Annotated in this window: 18 protein-coding genes; 14 read left to right on the top strand and 4 right to left on the bottom strand. The window is 71.9% G+C overall.

What is annotated here, in order from left to right:
- Window positions 1–35 precede the first annotated feature (35 nt).
- From ABD169_RS00315 to ABD169_RS00305, 3 genes are all read left to right on the top strand, one after another.
- Window positions 36–977, top strand: a complete 942-nt coding sequence (locus ABD169_RS00315; protein WP_344027788.1) for a LysR family transcriptional regulator — start codon at window positions 36–38, stop codon at window positions 975–977.
- A gap of 94 nt (window positions 978–1,071) precedes the next feature.
- Window positions 1,072–1,812 carry an endonuclease/exonuclease/phosphatase family protein gene (locus tag ABD169_RS00310; RefSeq protein WP_344027785.1) on the top strand — a complete coding sequence of 247 codons (741 nt, stop codon included), beginning with the start codon at window positions 1,072–1,074 and terminating at the stop codon, window positions 1,810–1,812.
- A 29-nt stretch (window positions 1,813–1,841) separates the two neighbouring features.
- Window positions 1,842–2,723, top strand: a complete 882-nt coding sequence (locus ABD169_RS00305) for a DMT family transporter (protein WP_344027782.1) — start codon at window positions 1,842–1,844, stop codon at window positions 2,721–2,723.
- A gap of 21 nt (window positions 2,724–2,744) precedes the next feature.
- Here the strand turns inward: ABD169_RS00305 and ABD169_RS00300 are convergent, their stop codons facing one another.
- Together ABD169_RS00300 and ABD169_RS00295 are read right to left on the bottom strand one after the other, a co-directional pair.
- Complete coding sequence (locus ABD169_RS00300) at window positions 2,745–3,452, bottom strand: phosphonatase-like hydrolase (protein ID WP_344027779.1); 708 nt, start codon at window positions 3,450–3,452, stop codon at window positions 2,745–2,747.
- Window positions 3,449–4,255, bottom strand: coding sequence for a GntR family transcriptional regulator (locus ABD169_RS00295; protein ID WP_344027775.1), 807 nt, complete (start codon window positions 4,253–4,255; stop codon window positions 3,449–3,451). Before ABD169_RS00295 ends, ABD169_RS00300 begins: the two co-directional genes overlap by 4 nt.
- A gap of 165 nt (window positions 4,256–4,420) precedes the next feature.
- On the opposite strand from ABD169_RS00295, the gene ABD169_RS00290 reads away from it, so the two are divergent.
- The 6 genes from ABD169_RS00290 (at window position 4,421) to ABD169_RS00265 (ending at window position 12,159) form a co-directional block, all read left to right on the top strand.
- Entirely contained in the window at window positions 4,421–5,554 is a 1,134-nt protein-coding gene (locus tag ABD169_RS00290) for a TIGR03364 family FAD-dependent oxidoreductase (protein WP_344027772.1), read from the top strand.
- Window positions 5,555–5,634: 80 nt separating this feature from the next.
- Window positions 5,635–6,549, top strand: a complete 915-nt coding sequence (locus tag ABD169_RS00285) for a phosphate/phosphite/phosphonate ABC transporter substrate-binding protein (protein WP_197074142.1) — start codon at window positions 5,635–5,637, stop codon at window positions 6,547–6,549.
- Window positions 6,550–6,553: 4 nt separating this feature from the next.
- On the top strand, window positions 6,554–7,309 hold the full coding sequence (locus ABD169_RS00280; protein ID WP_344027769.1) for a phosphonate ABC transporter ATP-binding protein: 756 nt from the start codon (window positions 6,554–6,556) through the stop codon (window positions 7,307–7,309).
- Between the two features lie 10 nt (window positions 7,310–7,319).
- Complete coding sequence (gene phnE / locus ABD169_RS00275; RefSeq protein ID WP_231580799.1) at window positions 7,320–8,177, top strand: phosphonate ABC transporter, permease protein PhnE; 858 nt, start codon at window positions 7,320–7,322, stop codon at window positions 8,175–8,177.
- Window positions 8,178–8,185: 8 nt separating this feature from the next.
- Window positions 8,186–9,007, top strand: coding sequence for an inositol monophosphatase family protein (locus ABD169_RS00270; RefSeq protein ID WP_344027764.1), 822 nt, complete (start codon window positions 8,186–8,188; stop codon window positions 9,005–9,007).
- A gap of 65 nt (window positions 9,008–9,072) precedes the next feature.
- Complete coding sequence (locus tag ABD169_RS00265; protein WP_344027761.1) at window positions 9,073–12,159, top strand: metallophosphoesterase family protein; 3,087 nt, start codon at window positions 9,073–9,075, stop codon at window positions 12,157–12,159.
- Window positions 12,160–12,458: 299 nt separating this feature from the next.
- Here ABD169_RS00265 and ABD169_RS00260 read toward each other — a convergent pair whose 3' ends face one another.
- Both ABD169_RS00260 and ddaH read right to left on the bottom strand, forming a co-directional pair.
- Entirely contained in the window at window positions 12,459–13,790 is a 1,332-nt protein-coding gene (locus ABD169_RS00260; RefSeq protein WP_344027758.1) for an MFS transporter, read from the bottom strand.
- The gene (ddaH, locus tag ABD169_RS00255; RefSeq protein ID WP_344027755.1) at window positions 13,783–14,553 is read right to left on the bottom strand and encodes a dimethylargininase; all 771 of its coding nucleotides are present in this window, start codon (window positions 14,551–14,553) and stop codon (window positions 13,783–13,785) included. Before ddaH ends, ABD169_RS00260 begins: the two co-directional genes overlap by 8 nt.
- A gap of 166 nt (window positions 14,554–14,719) precedes the next feature.
- Between ddaH and ABD169_RS00250 the strand changes: the two genes are divergently transcribed.
- The 5 genes from ABD169_RS00250 (at window position 14,720) to ABD169_RS00230 (ending at window position 21,464) form a co-directional block, all read left to right on the top strand.
- On the top strand, window positions 14,720–16,306 hold the full coding sequence (locus tag ABD169_RS00250) for an AMP-binding protein (RefSeq protein ID WP_344027751.1): 1,587 nt from the start codon (window positions 14,720–14,722) through the stop codon (window positions 16,304–16,306).
- 120 nt (window positions 16,307–16,426) lie between these two features.
- The gene (locus tag ABD169_RS00245; RefSeq protein ID WP_344027748.1) at window positions 16,427–18,595 is read left to right on the top strand and encodes an ATP-dependent Clp protease ATP-binding subunit; all 2,169 of its coding nucleotides are present in this window, start codon (window positions 16,427–16,429) and stop codon (window positions 18,593–18,595) included.
- 256 nt (window positions 18,596–18,851) lie between these two features.
- Window positions 18,852–19,820, top strand: a complete 969-nt coding sequence (locus tag ABD169_RS00240; RefSeq protein ID WP_046454582.1) for an aldo/keto reductase — start codon at window positions 18,852–18,854, stop codon at window positions 19,818–19,820.
- The gene (locus ABD169_RS00235) at window positions 19,807–20,709 is read left to right on the top strand and encodes an MBL fold metallo-hydrolase (RefSeq protein WP_344027743.1); all 903 of its coding nucleotides are present in this window, start codon (window positions 19,807–19,809) and stop codon (window positions 20,707–20,709) included. The genes ABD169_RS00240 and ABD169_RS00235 overlap by 14 nt, the downstream gene beginning before the upstream one ends.
- Before the next feature lie 65 nt (window positions 20,710–20,774).
- Window positions 20,775–21,464, top strand: coding sequence for a TrmH family RNA methyltransferase (locus ABD169_RS00230; RefSeq protein ID WP_344027740.1), 690 nt, complete (start codon window positions 20,775–20,777; stop codon window positions 21,462–21,464).

The raw sequence follows: 21,464 nt of genomic DNA, 5'->3' as shown, positions 1-21,464 counted from the left end.
TATGAAGCAGAACTGATGGATTGGATTCCGCCCCGATGCTCGACATGAAACGCCTCCGACTGCTCTGGGAGCTCTCGGCCCGCGGCACGGTCGCGGCCGTCGCCGAGGCCCTCAACTACACGCCCTCGGCGGTGTCCCAGCAGCTCGCGATCCTGGAGCGCGAGGCCGGCGTCCCGCTGCTGCGCAAGGCGGGACGGACCCTCGAGCTCACCGCAGCTGCCGAAGCGCTCGTCGGCGACACCGAGGGGCTGCTCGCGGGTCTCGAACGCGCCGAAGCCGCCCTGCACCGCGGCCTCCCCGAGGTCTCGGGCAGCATCCGCGTCGCGGTGTTCCAGACCGCGGTGCTCGCGATCATGCCGCAGGCGCTGCGCCGCCTCCGCACCGAGCACCCGCAGCTGCGCGTCGAGATGGTGCAGTACGAGCCGGAGCAGGCGCTGCGCGAGACCTGGGCGCGCGGCTTCGACCTCGTCGTCGCCGAGCAGTATCCGGGGCACGCCGCCCCGCACTTCGCGGGGCTTGACCGGCAGCCGCTCACGAGCGACCGGATCCGGCTCGCCCTGCCCGCGGTCGGCGCCGGCGGCGAGGCGTTCGACCGCGTCCGCACCCTCGCCGACGCCGCGGACCTGCCCTGGGTGATGGAGCCGCGCGGCGCGGCCTCGCGGCACTGGGCGGAGCAGGCTTGCCGGGCCGCCGGCTTCGAACCCGATGTGCGCTCCGAGACCGCCGACCTGCAGGCGCACGTGCGCCTCATCGAGTCGGGCAACGCGGTCGCCCTGCTGCCGGGGCTCGTGCACGTCGGCCCGGGTTTCGGCGCCGACGCCGGCGCGGAGCGGCCGGGGCTCAGGCTCCTGGGCCTCGCGGGGGATCCGCACCGCACCATCTTCACCGCGGCACGGGCGGCCTCCGGCGGGCACCCCGCGCTCGCGGCGGTGCGCGAAGCCCTCGAGCGCGAGGCGGCGATCCTCGATCTCGCGTGACCCGTGGCCGTCCGCCTGAGGAAAAGCGGGGAAACTCGGCCGGGGCATAGGCGGACGGGCATAGGCTGGCGGCGTCGAACCGAATGGGGTGAGCGTGAAGATCATCAGCTACAACCTGCGCAAGAACCGCGCGGTGCGCGAACTCGAGTCGCTCGCCTCCGACCACGGACCCGACGTGCTCTGCCTGCAGGAGGCCGATGCCGTCACCCTGCCCGCGCGGCTCGACGCCCCGGGCGGCGCACTGCGCCTCGTGCACGCCACCGAGCGCAACCGGCTCGGACTCGCCATGTACGTGCGCGACGAGCAGCTGCACGTGCAGGCCGCGCACACGTACGAGCTCAAGAAATCGCTGCACGACCGCGTGCTGGCTCCCGCGCACGAGCGCCTCCTCGGGGTGCGTCTGCACGACCGGGGAACGGGCCGGGACCTCGTGGTCGCCTCGTTCCACGCGGCTCCGCTCACGGCGCTCAACTCCCTGCGCCGTGCGCAGATCCACGCATCGCTCGACCAGCTGCGCCAGCTCGGGCCGGGACTGCCCGCGCTCATGGTGGGCGACTTCAACTACCCGGTGTTCCAGAACCGGCTCGACGCCGAGATGCGCGAGGCCGGCTACGAGCTCTCGATCAGCGACAAGCGCACCTACACCCGGTACAAGGTGTTCCGCGGGCACTTCGACTTCGCGACGTCGGCGGGCTTCGACATCGACCGGGTGCGCACCCTGAACCGCGGCACCTCGGACCACCTGCCGATCCTCGTGCACGCCCACCCCAGCCTCGCCACGCAGGCCATCGCACCCGAGGTGCTGCAGACGGAACGGGCTCACTCCGTCGCGTGACGCGCCGCATGCGCCGCTAGCATGAGCGCATGGCAGGGGCGTCGAGGAGCGGATCACTGCTCGTGCTCGTCGCCGCGATCCTGTGGGGCACCACCGGCACTGCGGCGACCTTCGCCCCGCACGCGGGACCGCTCGCCATCGGCGCAGCGGCCATGGGCCTCGGCGGCCTGCTGCAGGCGCTCATCGCGGGACCCCAGCTGCGTCGGGACCGCGTGCTGCTGCGAGGGCACCCCGTTCTGATCGGGGTCGGCGCGCTCGCGGTCGCCGTCTACCCGCTCGCCTTCTACGCGGGGATGCACCTCGCCGGCGTCGCGGTGGGGACGGTGGTCGCGCTCGCATCGGGTCCGATCTTCGCCGCGATCCTCGAGCGTGCGATCGACCGCACGCCGCTCGACGCGCGCTGGTTCGCGGGCGCCGGGCTCGGGATCGCGGGCACGGTGCTGCTCGCGTTCGGCGGGCACGGCGGAGCCGGCGGATCCTCGATGCTCGGCGTCGCGCTCGCGCTGCTCGCGGGTCTCGCGTACGCCGTCTACACGTGGGCCGCCCGGCGGCTCATGGCCGCCGGTTGCGGCTCGCGCTCCGCGATGGGCGCCGTGTTCGGGATCGGCGGGATCCTGCTGCTGCCCGTGCTCGCCGCGACGGGCGGACCGTTCCTGCAGGATCCGCGCGATCTCGCGGTCGGCGCCTACATGGCGATCGTGCCGATGTTCCTCGGCTACCTCGCGTTCGGCGCCGGGCTCCGCACGGTGCCGGCCCGCACCGCGACCGTGCTGACGCTCGCCGAGCCCGCCGTCGCCGCGGTGCTCGCGTGGGCGGTGGTCGGCGAACGGCTGGGCGGACTCGGCTGGGCCGGGATCGCGCTCATCGCGCTGAGTCTCGTCGTGTTCTCGCTGCCGCGCGCCCGGTCGTAGCGGCCGCGCGGCGGCGTCGGCTCAGGAGACGCGCGACTCCAGGTACGCCGGGATCTCCGCGACCGAGCCCAGCAGCTCGGTGAACGGCTGATCGGCGAACGCGGCGCGGTCGAGCTTGCCGCTCAGCACGCCGATGGTGATCGCCGCACCGGAGTTCGCTCCCGCCTGGACGTCAACGGCGGTGTCGCCCGCGACGACGACGCCCGCGACGTCGAGCACGCCCGTGCGCTCCATGGCGCGGTGGATCATGTAGGGCGCCGGGCGGCCCTGCGCGACCTCGTCGCCGCACACGAGCGCGTCGATGACGAGCTCCGCCTCGGTCTCGGCTTCGGTGCCCGCGACCGCCCAGCCGAGCTGCTGCAGGATCCCCTCGGCCACGTCGCGCGAGAATCCGGTGGTGAGGGCGACGCGGATCCCGCGGCCGCGCAGCTCGTCGATCGCCTCGGGGACGCCGGGCATCGCGACCGGCGGTTCGGCGGTGTAGAGCTCGTCGAGGATCACGCGGAAGCGCTCGAACGCCGCGTCGACGAGCTCGTCGCTCGCCCGTCCGCCGCCGAGCCCGACGAGCGCCGTGATGGCGGCCCGCTTCTCGGTGCCCATCCAGGTCTGCAGATCGGCGGGAGCGACGGTCGCACCGGTCTCGGTCACCGCCTGCTCGAGCGCGCGGTACACGGCTCCGCGGTCGTCGATGGTGGTGCCGGCCATGTCGAATGCGGCGAGGGTGATCATGCGTGCTCCTTGATGAGGCTGGCCGGCCGTACCGGCTCGCGGGGTTCGGGCGACGAGCCGACCGGCTCGCGCGTGATGGGGGTGCGGTGCGCGGCCGAGTTCTCGATCACGAAGGTGGCCATGCTCGGCAGGTAACGATCGTCGGCGACCTCGATGAGCGCGCCGTGCGCGTCGAACGCGATGCGGCGCGCGCGCAGCAGGGGGTTGCCGGGCACGACGCCGAGCCACTCCGCGTCGAGCTGGTGCGCGGCGACGGCGTCGATCGTGTGCCGCGCGCGCACCGGGGTGATGTAGAGCGCGCTGAGGTGCTGGTAGATGCTGCCGCGGTCGAGGTCGGCGGTGAGCAGGTGCTTGCCGACCCAGAACGGGAACAGCGAGCGTTCGAGCATCGCCGGCTTGCCGTCGAGCAGGCGGAGCCGCACGATCTCGACGACCGGATCGCCCTCGGTCAGCTGCAGGTCGCGCGCGATCTCCTCGGTCGCCGGCCGCCTCGCCGCCTCGATGACCTGCTGCCCCGGCACGTAGCCCAGGTGGTTGGCCCACTCGGTGAACGAGAGGAAGGTCTCGAACGACTGCGAGGGGACGAGACGCTGGACGCGGGGCGGAGCGCCGCGGCCGCCGACGATCATGCCCTCCGCGCGGAGCGCGGCGAGGGCCTGCCGCACCGGCCCCCGCGAGGTGCCGAACTCGGCGATGAGCGACTTCTCGCTCGGAACGCGTTCTCCCTGCACCCACTCGCCCGTACGGATGCGCTCGATCATCGCATCGTACAGCTGTGCGTGCAGCGGCTTCGTCTCGGTCATGTCAGCAGCGTACAAGTTGTCAAGACTGGTTTGGAGGGCTCCCGAAGCCCGTGAAGTGAACAGTTGGTAGCCGGATCGATGCGAAACCTGAACGGCGGTGAACACTCCGCGAACTCACCCGTTTCGAGTTGTCATGACTACTTGCCGCGCCGCATCCTCGTTGCCATGACACCTCGACCCTCACCGCTCCACGTCGCGATCGTCGGCGCCGGGATCGTCGGCCTCGCTCACGCGGTGGCCGCGCTCGACGCCGGCCACCGCGTGACCGTGGTGGAGCAGGACTCCGCCGCCGTGACCGCGAGCGTCCGCAACTTCGGTCACGCCTGCGTCTCGGTGCAGGCCGGCGAGATCGGCGAGCTCGCCGTGCGGGCCCGCGAGATCTGGCTCGGGCTGATCGAACGGGCGGGGCTCGAGGCCCGCGTCTCGGGCACCCTCGCGGTGGCGCGCAGCGCGGCCGAGGCCGCAGTGCTCGAGGACCTGGCCGCGCGCGACACCGCGATGCCCTCCGAACTGCTCACCGGCGAGGCCGCCGGCCGCGTGCTCGGGACCGCGGGTTCCGCCGCCGAGCCCGTCGCCGGACTGCTGCTGCCGAACGATCTCACTGCGAACCCCCGCACCGCGGTCGCCCGGATCGCGGCCTGGGTCGATGCCCACGAGCGCGGCGAGGTGCGGTTCGCGACGACCGCGACCGCCGTCGAGACCGGGGTGCTCACGACGAGCCGCGGAGCGATCCGCGCCGACCGCATCGTGGTCGCCGCGGGGCACCTGCTCGGTCGCCTGCTGCCCGGGACCGCCGAGACCGGCGAGGTCCGCGAGTGCGCGCTCCAGATGACCCGCGTCGTCGCTCCGGCAGGGCTCGCGCTCGGACCGGCCGTGCTCACGGGCACCTCGATGCTCCGGTACGGGGCGTTCGCGGGTCCGGCGGCGGAGGCGCTGCGCGCCGAGATCCTGCGGGACCGGCCCGAGCTGCTCGAGATCGGCGCCAACGTCATGTTCACCCAGCAGCAGGACGGCACACTGCTCGTCGGCGACTCCCACGAGGACTTCGACAGCGCACCGCCGTTCATGCACGAGCGCTGGAGTCGGATCCTGCTCGACGAGGCCGCGCGCGTGCTCGGCCTCGGCTCGGGCGCCGACTTCGACGTGCTCGAGCGCTGGCAGGGCGTCTACGCCACGAGCGCCCGCCAGGACCTCCTCGTCGAGAGCCCGATCGACGGCGTCACCGCGGTCGCCGTCACCACCGGAGTCGGCATGACCGTCGGCCTCGCGCTCGGAGAGCGCGTGGTCTCCGGCTTCTAGCCGCAGCCCCTCAGTTTTCACCGGCCCGCTCCACCCACGCACACCTCACACCCACCCTCACCACACACAGGAGAATCACCGTGAGAAAGTCCCTCGCCATCGCCGCATCCGCCGCGGCGCTGCTCGCCCTCGGGCTCACCGGCTGCTCGTCGGCCGCATCCGGTACCGCCGCCGCGGGCAAGGACGTGACCTGCCCCAACGGAAAGATCAAATTCGGAATCCTCCCCTACGAGGATCCGAGCCGCCTCGAGCCCGCCTACAAGACCCTGGCCAAGGCCCTCGAGAAGAAGCTCGACTGCCCGGTCGAGGTCGTCATCACCGAGGACTATGCGGCCGAGGTGCTCGCGATGGAGAACGGCAAGCTCGACGTGGCCGAGTTCGGCCCGCTCGGCTTCGTGTTCGCCAGCGAGCGCGCCAAGGCCGTGCCGCTCGTCTCCTTCGGTGATTCCGAGGGCAAGCCCACTACCTACACCGCGGGCATCTGGGTCAAGAAGGACTCCCCGGTCAAGACCCTCGACGACCTCAAGGGCCACACCCTGGCGCTCGGTAGCCCCGGCTCGACCTCGGGCGACGCGTTCCCGATGTCGGCGCTGAAGGACGCCGGCATCGACAAGGAGGTCCGCTCCGACTACGCCGGCGGCCACCCGGAGGCGCTCCTCGCGCTCGTCAACGGCACCGTCGACGCGGCCGAGATCAACTCGCAGACGCTCGAGAGCGCCAAGTCCGAGGGCAAGTTCGACGAGAGCAAGTTCCGCCAGGTCTGGAAGTCGAACCCGATCCCGAACGACCCGATCACCGTCCGCAGCGACGCTCCCCAGGAGTTCCAGGACGCCGTGAAGAAGGCGTTCCTCGAGCTCGACCCGAAGGACGTGGCCGAGGTCGGCAAGTTCCTCGACGTGGATCCCGCGGGCCCCATGATCGAGGTCACCAAGGAGACCTACCAGCCGCTGTTCGACCTGGCCAAGACCATGGGCCTCACCGAGAAGGACGTCTGATCCGATGACCACCGACACCGCTCGCGAGGTCCTTCTGGACGTTCGCAAGATCTCCAAGAGCTTCGGCGACCGCGTCGTGCTGCGCGATATGAGCATGCAGGTGCACGCCGGTGAGGTCGTGGCGTTCCTCGGGGCCAACGGCTCCGGGAAGTCGACCACCCTCCGAGCGGTGAACGGTCTCATCGAGGCGGACTCCGGGGACATCGAGATCTCCGGGGTCCGCCTCACCGAGGCCAGCGGTGCGCGCCGGTCGGAGGCCCGGCGCTCGGCCGCGACCGTGTTCCAGAAGATCCACCTGGTGGGTCGCCGCACCGTGCTGCAGAACGTCTGCGCCGGCGGCTTCGCGCGCCTCGCCACCCTGCGCTCCGTCCCTCCGCTGTTCGGCACGGAGCTCAAGGAGGAGGCGATGGCCTGCCTCGACCGCGTCGGCCTCGCCGATCGGGCCCACGACCGCGCGGGCAGCCTGTCAGGCGGTCAGCAGCAGCGCGTGGCGATCGCCCGCGCGCTCTGCCAGCGCCCCCGGATCCTGCTCGCCGACGAGCCCGTCTCGGCGCTCGACCCGCGCGCCGCGGACGACGTGATGGCCCTGCTGCACGAGCTCGCGGTCGAGGAGAACCTCGGAGTCGCCGCGGTGCTGCACCAGCCCCATCTCGCCCGCAAGTACGCGCACCGCGTGATCGGGCTGCGCGACGGCAATCTGGCGTTCGACGCGCCCATCGACGACATCGACGACGCGGCGCTCGCCGCCCTCTACGTGTAAGGGATCCCTCGTGACCGCAACCATCGATACCGCTGCCGACGCCGGCGCCGAGCCGGACGCCCGGTCCCCGCGCCGCCTGCCCGTCCCGCGCGACGCGAAGGCGCCCATGCGCGCCACTTCGTGGACCGTCGGGATCCTGATCCTCGTCGCCCTGCACTGGATCGCCTTCGAGAGCACCGACTTCCGTCTCGACTCGCTCGTCTCGGGCGCGCAGGGCATGGGCCGGTTCATCGCCGAGGCGTTCCCGCCCGACCTCAGCCCCGAGGTGCTCAGCGACGGCATCCAGGGCGTGCTGCAGACCCTCTGGGTCGGCCTGCTCGGCACCACGGTCTCCGTGCCGTTCGCGCTGCTGCTCGCGGTGTTCGGAGCGCGCACCACCGCGCCCAACGCCTTCGTCTACCAGGTCGCCCGCGCGATCCTGTCGTTCTTCCGCGCCGTGCCCGACATCGTGTTCGCCCTCATCTTCGTGACCGCGGTCGGCCTCGGCCCCTTCGCGGGCGTGCTCGCCCTCATCTGCCACAACACCGGCGTCATGGGCAAGCTCTGGTCGGAGGCGATGGAGGAGGTCGATCCCGGCCCCGAGCAGGCGCTCGGCACCGCCGGCGCGAACCGGTTCCAGGTCGTCGCGAACGCCACCATCCCGACGGTGCTGCCCCAGCTGACCGGTCTGCTGCTCTACCGCTTCGACGTCAACGTGCGCTCCTCGCTCGTGCTCGGCCTCGTCGGCGCCGGCGGCATCGGGCTGCTCATCAACAAGTCGATCAAGACCTTCCAGTTCGACCAGATGCTCACCTACCTGATCATGGTGCTCATCCTCATCGTGGTCGTGGACCTCGCCTCGGCGTGGATCCGCAAGCGGCTCCAGTAGGGCCGGCCGTGTACGACGACGACCTGCGGCTCGCCCACGAGCTCGCCGACCTGGCCGACTCCATCGCCCTGCCGCGCTTCACCGCCGAGGGGCTGCGCAGCAGCCGGAAGCCCGACGGATCATTCGTCACCGAGGCCGACACCGCGACCGAGCGCGCGCTGCGCGACCTCCTCGCCGAACGCCGCCCCCGCGACGGGTTCCTCGGCGAGGAGACGGGGGAGTCCGACGAGACCGGTGCACCGGGCACCGCTCGCCGCCGGTGGATCATCGACCCCATCGACGGCACCGCCAACTACCTGCGCGGCGTACCCAACTGGGGCGCCCTCATCGCGCTCGAGGTCGACGGAGTGCCCGTGCTCGGCGTCGTCTCGGCGCCCGCGATGGGCGCCCGCTGGTGGGCGATGACCGGCGCCGGCGCGTGGAAGCGCTCGACCGCGCCGGGCGGCGCCGGAGAGGCGGGCGAGCCCCGCCGACTGCGCGTCAGCGGGGTCGACGAGCTCGGCGACGCGTCGCTCAGCTTCCAGGGCATCGACACCTGGGAGGCCGCGGGCCGTCGCGAGCAGCTGCTCGACCTCGCCTCCCGCGTCTGGCGGGATCGCGCCTACGGCGACCTCTGGTCGTACATGCTCCTCGCCGAAGGCGCCGTCGACATCGTCTGCGAGTTCGACGTCAAGCCCTACGACATCGCCGCGATCCTACCGATCGTGCGCGAGGCCGGCGGCTCCTGCACCGACGCCGCGGGCGAGGAATCCCACACCTCCGGCGAACTGCTCGCCACCAACGGGCGCCTGCACGCGGCCGCGCTCGCCGCCATCGCGCCGCAGGCCTGACTCCGCACCGCTCCCCGCTTTCCTCCATCCGATTCACCCTCCCCTCCCTGAACCGAAGAGAGCAGATGCATCCCTCAGCCCCCTCGGCGTCCCGCCGACGCTCCGGCCTCGCCGCCGGCGCGCTCCTCGCCCTGATGTCCGGCCTCGTCGTCGCTCCCGCGGCGGCCCCGGCGTTCGCCGCTCCCGCCCACCTCACCGAGGCCTTCGAGACCGCGTCGTCGGCGCAGACCCCGCCCGCGGGCTGGCTCGTCGACCGCGTCAACACGACCGGCATGCGCGCCGGCTGGGAGGGCTGGACCTTCCACACCACCGCGGAGGTGACCAAGGAGTTCGGCAACACCGGCGACCGCGGCAGCTTCGGCAAGGCCTCCGGAATGGTCGCCGTCGTGCAGTCCGACTCCAACCGTCCCACCACGGGCAACTTCGACTCGACCCTGTGGTCGGCACCGCTCGTGCTCGCCGATCGTACGGGCGCCGTCACCGTGAAGTTCGACAGCCACTACAAGCAGGGGCAGAACCCGCCCTCGCAGCTGCTCGCACGCATCGACGGCGGCGCGCCCGTCGTGGTCAAGTCCTACGGGGCCAACGGACTCAACACGAGCGAGTCGGTCACCTTCGACGTCCCGAAGTCCGCGACCAAGGTCGAGGTCGGCTGGGCCTACCTGCAGAGCAGCAACAACTGGTTCTGGATGATCGACAACGTCGACATCGCCGAAGCTGCGCCGAAGGCCGTCGACCTCAAGATCCTGTCGGCCGCGAAGCCGCTCGCGATCCCCGGCGCCCCGCTCGCCGTGCGCGTCGGCGGTCTGCGCGAGGGGCAGCAGCTCGTCGCCGACCTCGCCGGCACCCCCGTGACCGGGATCCCGAAGGCCGGCGCCGACGGCACCGCGAGCTTCGACGTGACCGTCCCCGCCGGATCCGCAGCGGGTGTGCGCACCCTCTCGCTCAGCGGCGACGGGATCACCCCGGCGAAGCTGCCGGTGACCGTCGTCGCGAAGGCCGTCGGGACCGCGAACAGCACGGAACCGCAGCGCTGGTTCGACGGGATCGAGTCGACCGAGCGCTGGCAGTTCCCCGCCTCCGGCTGGGAGCAGACCACGCTCGCCCAGGTCGTCGACACCTACGGGGTGGATCGCCGCCAGGCCTTCACCCGCGCATCCGGCAAGATCGCCGTCGCCGACGCGTCGAAGACCGCCGTCGACAGCGTGCTGAAGACCCGGCCGATCCGGGTGACCTCGCGTGACGCGCTCGAACTCCGATTCGACAGCCACTACCGCAAGCGCGGAGGCGCCCAGCGCGCCGCCGTCACCGCTGTGTTCGACACCGGCCAGCGCGTCGCGCTGAACGAGTGGACGACCAAGGACCAGGAATCGGCCCAGCCCCGCCTGCCGTTCACGGTGCCCGCCGGTGCCAAGTCGATGACCCTCGAGTTCGGCTTCACCGCCGACGCGGGCGCCGGATCCTGGATGATCGACGACGTCGCGATCGTGAAGCCGCTCCCGGCGCTCGCCGCCGATGCGCAGCCGGTCGCCGCGGTCGATGTGATCAGCGACATCCAGGGCGCGACCGCGCGCCTGCGCGACCAGACGCTGCCGGGCCTGCGCTCGCTCAGCCCGAAGGCGAGCACGATCGTCGCGAACGGCGATCTCACGAGCAACGGCACCGCGACGCAGTACGACGACTACTTCGCGGCGTTCAACGCCGGCGGCGGCAAGGACTACGCCACCCGCATCTCGACCATCGGCAACCACGAGTACTACGGTTCGGATGGCGTGCCCGCCTACGTGAAGCGCTTCCTCGACAAGACGAGCATGCGCGAGGTCGGCGGCCAGGGCGGCCTCTGGGGCGAGCAGCTCGTCGACGGGCAGCTGCCGCTGATCTGGCTCGGGAGCGAGGGCCACGTGTACCACGGGGGCGGCGGACCGTTCGTCGACCTCTCGGATCAGCAGTTCACCTGGCTGAGCGAGCGCCTCGCCTACTGGAAGTCGCAGGGCAAGCCGGTGCTGCTCATGACGCACCACGTGTTCAACAACTCCGTCTCGGGCACCTACGCCAAGTTCTACCAGGGCGACTACGGCGCCGACACCGAGCGCATCGAGGCCCTGCTCGCGCAGTACTCGAACGTGACCGCGCTCACCTCGCACACGCACTGGTCGCCCGAGCTGAACGACTGGTCGGTGGAGCAGCGCTTCGACCCGACCACGGCCTCCGGCCCGACGATCGTCAACACGGCGGCCGTGACCACCCAGTACGGCCCGAGCGGCGACTGGAACGAGACCGCGGTCGGCGGTGCCGACCCGATCGGTCTGCGTGTGGGGCTCTACCAGGACCGCCTGCGGGTCACCGCCTACTACTTCGGAGCCGGCGGGGCCGCGCGCGAAGCCAAGCACATCGACGTCGCGCTGCCCGCCGAGGCCGAGCAGCCCGCCGTACCGAAGCTGACGGTGCCGGGGAACGACGCGGGATCGCCGATCTCGGTCGAGGCCGGCGGCACGGTCGGGCTCGCCGGGGCCGGCTTCGCACCGGACGAACAGCTCGCGCTCGAACTGCACTCCGCACCGGTGGCCCTCGGCGCGGTGACCGCGGACGAGCACGGCGCGTTCTCGCAGCAGGTCACGATCCCGGCCGACGCCCCCGCGGGAGCGCACACCGTCGTCGCGCTGCGCGACGGAGAGACCGTCGCCGAACTGCCGATCACGGTGACCCGCGCCGATACCGGTGCGAATGCCGGTGCCGGTGCTGGTGCTGGCGCGAATGGGAACGCGAGCGCTGGCGCCGGTGCGAATGCCGGTGCCGGTGCGAACGCCGGTGCCGACGGGAACGCAAGTGCCGGGGCCGGGGCCGGTGCGAACAGCAGCTCCGATACCGGGTCGACCGGAACCGCCGATGCCGGTGCCGCCGGCGCGAACGCCGGATCCTCCGCGAACGCCGGATCCTCCACCGGAGGGAGCGCCTCTTCCGCGGCCGAGTCCACGGGCGCGGCATCGGGCGAGACCGGCGGATCCCTGCCCGTGACCGGCGGCCAGAACCTCGCCCTGTTCGGGATCGCGGCCGCGGTCCTGCTCGGTGCGGGCGCGGTGCTCCTGATCCTGCGCCGGCGCCGGGCGAACGGCACCGGCGCGGAGACTCCGGGCGAGGCCGGCACCGAGTAGCGCGGCGGGCTCGCGCTCGACCGACGAGGCCCTCGACTCCACCCCCTGCGGAGTCGAGGGCCTCGCTCTGCGTGTGCGCAGCGTCCGACATGCCGGGTGCTGCGTGCCGCGTGCCGAGCGGGGCTGCCTCAGCCGCGGGCTCGATGAACGGCCACCCCGTCGAGAGTGGGGACGACTGTCGAAGAACCCTCGAAAACCCGCGCTTTTGGCCCGATTCTCGTCAGCGGGACCGGCTTTCGACACCGGAGCCGTTCCCCGGGCAAGCGCACGCCGCTCGCCCGAGACCCGGCGCGTCCGTTCTATCGCCGGTCGAGCACCCGGCGTTCGCCGCGCACCGCGAGTCCGGCCACGATCCCGGCGGCCGAGGCGAGCAGCACGACGGCGAGCGGCAGCAGCCAACCGCCGGTCAGCTCGTGGGCGAGGCCGAAGAGGATCGGCCCGAGCCCGGCCAGCAGGTAGCCGACCGACTGCGCCATGCCCGACAGCGCCGACGATGCCGCGTGGCTGGCGGCGCGCTGCGCCATGAGCGTGAGGCTGATGCTCAGCGCACTGCCGCACGAGAATCCCGCGAGCGCGAGCCAGAGCGCGGGGACGACGCCGGGCAGCAGCACGATGCCGAGCGCTCCGGCGATGCAGAGGAGCGGCGGGACGATCGGCAGGATCGCGCGCAGTCGGGTCCGGGCGAGGAACGGAGCGGCGAGCGATCCGAGCACGCCGCAGACGTGGAACAGCATGACGTCGAGGCCCGCGACGACGGGCGGGACGGAGCGCGAGAGCTCGATCGGCGCGAGCCACGTCGCGAACACGTAGAAGTTCCAGGACTGCATGCCCATGTAGATCGCGATCCACCAGGCGAGCGGGTCGCCCCAGATCCGGCGGCCGACCCGGTCGTCGGCTGACGCCGATCCGGCTGACGCCGATCCGGCAGCCGGTGCCGCCGCCGGTCCGACGGCGGAGACATCGGCGCCGCCGGCATCGGTGGATCCATCAGCGGAGCTGCGGGCCCCGCGTCCGGCGAAGATCCCGCGTCGGTGGGTCAGGCCCCAGGCGACGAGCGCGATCGGTACGACGAGGCCGCTCGAGAGGAGCGCGATCCGCCAGCCGAGCGGCTCGCCGCCGGCCGGGGCGAGGTGCGAGATCGGCACGACGAGTCCGGCCGAGATCGCGGCGGCCCCGCCGAGCAGGGCCGAGTAGACGCCCATCACCAGGGGGATCCGGGTGCCGAAGTCGCGCCGGATCGTGACGGGCAGCAGGACGTTGGCGACGGCGAGGGCCGCGCCGATGAGGCACGTGCCCAGCCACAGGTTCAGCGAGGGACCGGGCAGCGAGCGCCAGACGGTCCCGGCGGCGAGCACGAGCAGCGACCAGGCGACCGCGGCGTCGGTGCCGATCCGCGTGGCGAGCCCGTGCGCCAGCGGCGACACGAGCCCCCACGCGATCAGCGGGATCGACGCGAGCAGCCCGAGCGCGGCGGGCGTGGTGCCCTGCGAGGCCGCGATCTCGTCGAGCAGCGGCCCGACGCCCGTGATCGTCATGCGCATGTTGAGCGCGACGAGGCAGACGGTGACGAAGAGGGCGATCCAGTGCCGCGGGGCGGCGCCGGCGCTCAGGCCGCCGCGGGGATCAGACAAGCGCGCGCACGCGGACCGACAGGCAGGTCGGGCAGCCCTCGAGCTTCTCGTACTCCGAGATCTCGACCTCGGTGACGGTGTAGCCGAAGTCGCGCAGCATCGCTGCGGTGCGCGGCGCGGAGGCCGAGATGATCAGCTCGCTCTCGCTCAGGCAGACGACCGCGGTGCCGTGCGGTTCGGGCACGGGCACGAAACGGTCGAAGATCGCGGGGTCGTCGACGAAGTCGGGGAAGCCGATCACGGTGCCGTCGGGCAGCGCGGTGACGGCGGTCTTGAGGTGCAGCACCTTGGTGACGGGAACGGCGACGACCTTGCCGCCGAGCGGGGCGAGGATCGCGCGCAGCTGGGCGACGCCCTCGGCGTTGGTGCGGCCGCCGCGGCCGACGTAGACGGTGTCGCCGATCTTGAGCACGTCGCCGCCGTCGAGGGTGCCGGGCTCGCGGATCTCGGCGATGGGGCAGCCGAGGGCCTCGAGCGCCTTGCGGGTGCCCGCGGTCTCGGGCTTGCGGCTGTCGGCGCCGGGCCGGCTGATCACGGCGACGTTGCGGAACATGACGACCGTGTCCTCGATGAACACCGAGTCGGGGCAGTCGTCGGCGGGCTCGACCTCGATGGTCTGCCAGCCGTGCGACTGGAGCGTCGCCACGTAGCCGCGCCACTGCTCGCGGGCCCGCTCCAGATCGACCGCGACCTTCTCGATGTGATCGACGATGCCGTCGTCGAGAAGGGGGCTGGGCTGGCGGACGAGTGCGATGCGCGACATGGCTGGGGCTCCTCTGCGGGTGGCTCGATGGGGGATAGCTCCAGGCTATCGCCGACGGGAGGCATCGCCGTTGGAGCGGGGCCACGGAACCGGATGGGCACCGTTGCGCGGGGTGGGCGCATCGCCGAGGATGAGCGGGACGAGTCAAAGAGTCAAAGGAGACAACGTGACGTTCAGCAGCCCCTACGGGGAGATCGAGATCCCGAACATTTCCATCACCGACGCCGTGTTCGGCGGGTTGACCGAGGCGGAACTGGGGCGGGTGGCCCTGGTCGACGGGCCGAGCGGCGCCGAGACGACGTACGCCGAGCTCCGGGGTCAGGTGCTGGCGATCGCGGGCGGGCTCGCCGCCCGCGGCATCGGGGTGGGCGACGTGGTGGCGCTGCACGCGCCGAACGTGCCCGCGTTCGTCGCCGCGTTCCACGGGATCCTGCGCGCCGGAGCCACGGTGACCCCGGTGGCGGCGCTGTCGACGGCCGAGGACCTCGCCCGGCAGCTGCAGGATTCGGGTGCGGTCCTGCTGCTCACCGTCTCGCCGCTGCTGCCGAACTCGGGCCCGGGCGCCGAGGCCGCGGGCCTCGCGAAGGATCGTGTGATCGTGCTCGACGGCGCCGAGGGCTATGCGAGCCTGCGCGATCTGGCGGGCGGCGGGCACGCCGCTCCGGAGGTGTCGTTCGATCCGGCGACCCAGCTCGCGGTGATCCCGTACTCCTCGGGCACCACGGGACGGCCGAAGGGTGTCATGCTCACGCACCGCAACTTGGTCGCGAACGTGCTGCAGTCGAATCCGGCGATCGGGCTCGACGCGCACGATCGTGTGCTGGCGGTGCTCCCGTTCACGCACATCTACGGGCTCACGGTGCTGCTGAACCTCGCGCTGCGCGAGCGGGCGACGCTGGTCACGGTGCCGAAGTTCGATCTGCCGGAGTTCCTGCGGATCATCCAGGATCAGCGCACGACCGCCGTGTTCGTGGCGCCCCCGATCGCGGTGGCGCTGGCGAAGCACCCGATCGTCGCCCAGTACGATCTGTCGGCGGTCGAGTTCGTGCTGTCGGGCGCGGCCGCGCTGGACTCGAGCCTCGCGAAGGCGGTGGGGGACCGGCTCGAGACCCTCGTGCTGCAGGGGTACGGCATGACCGAGATGAGCCCGGTCTCGCACGTGATCCCGCGCGACCGCCCCGACATCGACCGCGGTTCGATCGGGGCCCTGGTCGCGAACACCGAGATGCGCATCGTCGACATCGAGACGGGCGAGGAGATCGGGCGTCCCGAGGCGGGGCGCAGCCTGCCCGGCGAGCTGCTGATCCGGGGACCCCAGGTGATGGTCGGGTACCTGAACAACGCGGAGGCGACCTCGGCGACGCTCGAGCCGGACGGGTTCCTGCACACGGGCGACATCGTCGAGATCGACGCCGACGGGCAGGTGTTCGTGGTCGATCGGCTCAAGGAGCTCATCAAGTACAAGGGCTACCAGGTGCCGCCGGCCGAGCTCGAGGCGCTGCTGCTCACGCATCCGGCGATCGCCGATGCCGCGGTCGTGGCGCTCCCGCACGAGGAGGCCGGCGAGGTGCCGAAGGCGTTCGTGGTGCTGCAGGAGAACGCCTCGCTCACGGCGGAGGAGGTCGTGGCCTTCGTCGCGGAGCACGTCGCCGCGCACAAGAAGGTCCGCGCGGTCGAGTTCATCGACGTGATCCCCAAGTCGAGCTCGGGCAAGATCCTGCGGAAGGACCTGCGGGGTCGGGACGCGGGGTAGCGCTTCCGCGGGTCCCGGCGTAAACTTGAGTCAACTGAACTCAAGTTTGCGATGTCGCGGGTGCTCGGGTCAGCCGGCACTCGCGACATCGCGCCCGTCTGCTGAACAGAGAGGACCCAGATGCAGGCCAATTGGACGCCCGCCCAGGGCGAAGAGGGCGCGCAGAGCGCGCTCGAGCAGTTCGGCGTCAACCTCACCGAGGTCGCCCGGACCGGCAAGCTCGACCCCGTCATCGGCCGCGACGCCGAGATCCGCCGTGTGAGCCAGGTGCTCACCCGGCGCACCAAGAACAACCCCGTGCTGATCGGCGAGCCCGGCGTCGGCAAGACCGCCGTCGTCGAGGGCCTCGCCCAGCGCATCGTCGCGGGCGACGTCGCCGAGTCCCTGAAGGACAAGGAGCTGATCTCCCTCGACATCTCGGCGCTCATCGCCGGCGCGAAGTACCGCGGCGAGTTCGAGGAGCGCATGAAGGCGGTGCTGCAGGAGATCAAGGACTCCGACGGCAGGATCATCACCTTCATCGACGAGCTGCACACCCTCATGGGCGCCGGCGGGGGCGAATCCTCCGTCGCGGCCTCGCAGATGCTGAAGCCCATGCTCGCCCGTGGTGAGCTGCGGCTCATCGGCGCGACGACGCTCGACGAGTACCGCGAGTACATCGAGAAGGACGCCGCGCTCGAACGGCGCTTCCAGCAGGTCTACGTCGGCGAGCCCTCCGTCGAAGACACGGTCGCGATCCTCCGCGGCCTCAAGGAGCGCTACGAGGCGCACCACAAGGTCACGATCGCCGACTCGGCGCTCATCGCCGCGGCCTCGCTGAGCGACCGCTACATCACGGCCCGGCAGCTGCCCGACAAGGCGATCGACCTCATCGATGAAGCGGCGAGCCGCCTGCGCATGGAGATCGACTCGGCCCCGGTCGAGATCGACGAGCTGCGCCGCGCAGTCGACCGCATGAAGCTCGAGGAACTGGCGCTCAAGAAGGAGAAGGACGAGGCCTCGAAGGAGCGCCTCGCGAAGCTGCGCGGCGACCTCGCCGTGAAGCAGGCGGATCTCGACGTGCTCGAAGCGCGGTGGGAGCGCGAGCGTGCAGCGCTGAACCGTACGGGCGAGCTGCGCGAGCAGCTCGACCGTCTGCGCATGGACGCCGAGCGCGCCCAGCGCGAGGGCAACCTCGAGCGGGCGTCGAAGCTGCTCTACGGCGAGATCCCGGTGATCGAGAAGCAGCTCGCCGAGGCCGAACGGGCCGAGCACGAGGCCGAGGCGGCCGAGGGTGGCGAGCCGCCCATGGTCAACGACCAGGTCACCGACGAGGACATCGCGGGCGTGGTCGCGGCCTGGACGGGGATCCCCGTCGGGCGCCTGCTGCAGGGCGAGACCGAGAAGCTGCTCGCGCTCGAGAGCGAACTGGGTCGCCGGCTCATCGGCCAGACCGACGCGGTGCGCGCGGTGAGCGACGCCGTGCGGCGCACCCGCGCAGGCATCGCGGATCCGAACCGGCCCACCGGTTCCTTCCTGTTCCTCGGCCCGACCGGTGTCGGCAAGACGGAGCTCGCGAAGGCTCTTGCCGAGTTCCTCTTCGACGACGAGCACGCGATGATCCGCATCGACATGAGCGAGTACGGCGAGAAGCACTCGGTGTCCCGGCTGGTCGGCGCCCCTCCCGGGTACGTCGGCTACGAGCAGGGCGGTCAGTTGACCGAGGCCGTGCGGCGCCGGCCGTACTCGGTGGTGCTGCTCGACGAGGTCGAGAAGGCGCACCCCGAGGTGTTCGACGTGCTCCTGCAGGTGCTCGACGACGGCCGCCTGACCGACGGTCAGGGGCGCACGGTCGACTTCCGCAACGTGATCCTGATCCTCACCTCCAACCTGGGCTCGCAGTACCTCATCGATCCCGAGCTGGACTGGGGCGAGAAGGAATCCGCGGTGCGCGAGACGGTGCGCCGGGCGTTCAAGCCCGAGTTCATCAACCGGCTCGACGAGATGGTGATCTTCCGGCCGCTCTCCGAAGCGGACCTGGCGCAGATCGTCGAGCTGTCGGTCGACCGGCTGCAGACCCGGCTCGCGCCGCGCCGGCTCACCGTCGCGGTCACGCCCGAGGCCCGCACCTGGTTGGCGCAGACCGGGTACGACCCGGTCTACGGCGCGCGTCCCCTGCGTCGGCTCATGCAGCGCGAGATCGAGGATCGGCTCGCGCGGGCGATCCTGTCGGGCGAGGTGCGCGACGGCGGCACGGTCCGTGTCGACGTCGCCCCCGACGGCGAATCGCTGGCGGTCGCGGCGGTGTAGCGGTGCCGCCGGGCTCCGGCCCCGTCCGCCCGGCCCGGCCCGGTCCGGTCCGACCCGGCCCCGCCTGGCCCCGCCGAGATTGCAGTTGTGTATGGAATGGAGCGCTATTCCGTGCACAACTGCAATCTCGACTCCGCGCACGCACGTCATCCTGACCCGCCGCCCAGCGCGGGGGAATAGCGTGGACGGTGTCCGCGCTGCACCCGACGTGCGCGCATCTGCGCGGCCCGCATCGACTCGCGAAGGAGCGTCCTCCATGACCATCGCCCGCACCCGCATCGGATCCTCGGAGCTCGAGATCGCTCCCCTCGCCCTCGGCGGCAACGTGTTCGGCTGGACGGCCGACCGGGACGCATCGTTCGGGGTGCTCGACGCGTTCGTCGCCGGCGGCGGCGACTTCATCGACACCGCCGACGGCTACTCGCACTGGGCTCCGGGCAACGGCGGCGGCGAGTCCGAGCGCCTCATCGGCGAGTGGGTGCGGGACCGCGGTGCGCGCGATCGCGTCGTCGTCGCGACGAAGGTCTCGACCCACCCCGAGTTCTCGGGGCTGTCCGCGGCGAACGTGCGCGCGGCGGCAGATGCGTCGCTCGAGCGGCTCGGCACCGACCGGATCGATCTCTACTATGCGCACTTCGACGACGCCGAGACGCCGCTCGCCGAGACCGTCGCCGCGTTCTCGGAGCTGGTCGATGCGGGCAAGGTCCGCGCGATCGGCGTCTCGAACTACACGGCCGAGCGGATCGACGAGTGGTTCCGCATCGCGCGGGAGGGCGGCTACCACCTGCCCGTCGCGCTGCAGCCCCACTACAACTTGATGGAGCGCGACTTCGAGACGAACGGCCTGCGCGACGCGGCCGAGCGCGAGGGCCTCTCGGTGTTCCCGTACTTCTCGCTCGCGAAGGGATTCCTCGCGGGCAAGTACCGCGACGCGATGGACGTGAACAGCGCCTCGGCGAGCCCGCGCGCCGAGGACGCCGCGGCGTACCTCGACGCGCGAGGTCTCGCGGTGCTCGCCGGGCTCGACCAGCTGGCGGAGCTGCACCGGGTGCCGGTCGCCGCGATCTCGCTCGCGTGGCTGCGGCAGCAGCCGACCGTCGCGGCGCCGATCGCGAGCGCGCGCAACACGGATCAGCTGCCCGCCCTGCTCGACTCGCTCGAGGTCGAGCTGAGCCGGGCCGAACTGGACCTGCTGAGCGCGGCGTCCACCGATGCCGACCGCTGACCCCTTCACCGTGGATCCGTCGGTTCCCGAGCCGCTCGTCGGCCAACGGCACTCGGCCGAACCGCTCGGCGTCCGGTGGATCCACGGCTCCCCGTCGGCGAAGCACAACACCGACCCGGATCTGCAGGTGCACTGGGTGGATCCGCACACCGCGATCCTCCGCCAGAACAAGGCGATCGACTACGAGGCGCCGTTCCTGTTCCTGCTGTTCGGCGAGGCGCGTGCGGTGCTGATCGACACGGGTGCGACCGTGGATCCGGACCTGCTGCCCCTGCGACGCACGGTCGACGAGCTGATCGAGGGCTGGCTGGGGCGGCACCCGCGGCCCGGGTACGAGCTGGTGGTGCTGCACACCCACGCGCACGGGGATCACGTGGCGGGGGACGCGCAGTTCGCGGACCGGCCGGGCACCGTGGTGGTGCCCGCGGATCGCACGGCGGCGTGGTCGTTCCTCGGCATCGCGGACGACGACGCGGCCGCCGAGCCCGGTCGGGTCGAGCTCGGCGGCCGCGCCCTGCTCGCCATCGGCGCACCCGGGCACGAGCGGTCGGCGGTCGTGTTCTACGATCCCTGGACCGGGTTCCTGCTGACGGGCGACACCGTCTACCGGGGACGGCTCTACGTCGACGACTGGGCGGCCTACTCGCGCACCATCGATCGGTTGATCGCGTTCGCGCAGGAGCACCCGGTGACGCTCGTGCTCGGCTGCCACATCGAGATGACCTCCGAGCCCGGCGTCGACTACCCGATCCGCACCACGTACCAGCCCGACGAGCCGCCGCTCGAGTTGCCGCCCGAGGTGCTGGGGCGGATCCGGTCGGTGCTCGACGCGGTGGGCGACGCGCCCGCGCGTCGCGCCGACGGCGACTTCATCATCTGGCCGGAATGATCGGCGGGACTCCGCGTGCGGCGGGGGCGCCGACGCCGCAGCCGGGGATCCGGGAGAATGCTCGGGTGACCGAACAGCATCCCGAGCGCACCACCGCAGGCGTCGGCCCCTGGCCGGGCGGCCCCGAGGCCTGGCCCGACGACGAGCACTACGACCCCGAGCTGCTGGAGCACGGCGACTCCCGCAACGTGATCGACCGCTACCGGTACTGGCGCATGGAGGCGATCGTCGCCGACCTCGACGAGCACCGGCACCCGTTCCACGTGGCGATCGAGAACTGGCAGCACGACATGAACATCGGCTCGATCGTGCGCAGTGCGAACGCCTTCGGCGCGGACACGGTGCACATCGTGGGCCGGCGGCGCTGGAACAAGCGGGGCGCCATGGTGACCGACCGCTACCAGCACGTGCAGTACCACGCCGACGTCGCCGAGCTCGCCGCGTGGGCCGAGGCGAACGGGCTGCCGATCATCGCGATCGACAACGTGCCGGGCTGCGTGCCGGTCGAGACCTTCGCGTGGCCCGAGCGCTGCATCATGCTCTTCGGGCAGGAGGGACCCGGGCTGACGGACGACGCGGTGGCCGCGGCCGAGGCCGTGGTCGAGATCACGCAGTACGGGTCCACGAGGTCCATCAACGCCTCGGCGGCCGCCGCGGTGTCGATGTTCAGCTGGGTGACGCAGCGCTCGGCGCTCGTGCCGGGCGGCCCGTCCCGCCCGTGGGCGGGGTCCGAGAGCGCGCCACGCTCGCGATAA

It is taken from the genome of Leucobacter iarius (assembly GCF_039530105.1).
GTDB lineage: Bacteria > Actinomycetota > Actinomycetes > Actinomycetales > Microbacteriaceae > Leucobacter > Leucobacter iarius.
This window is presented reverse-complemented; position numbering and strand designations above follow the sequence as displayed.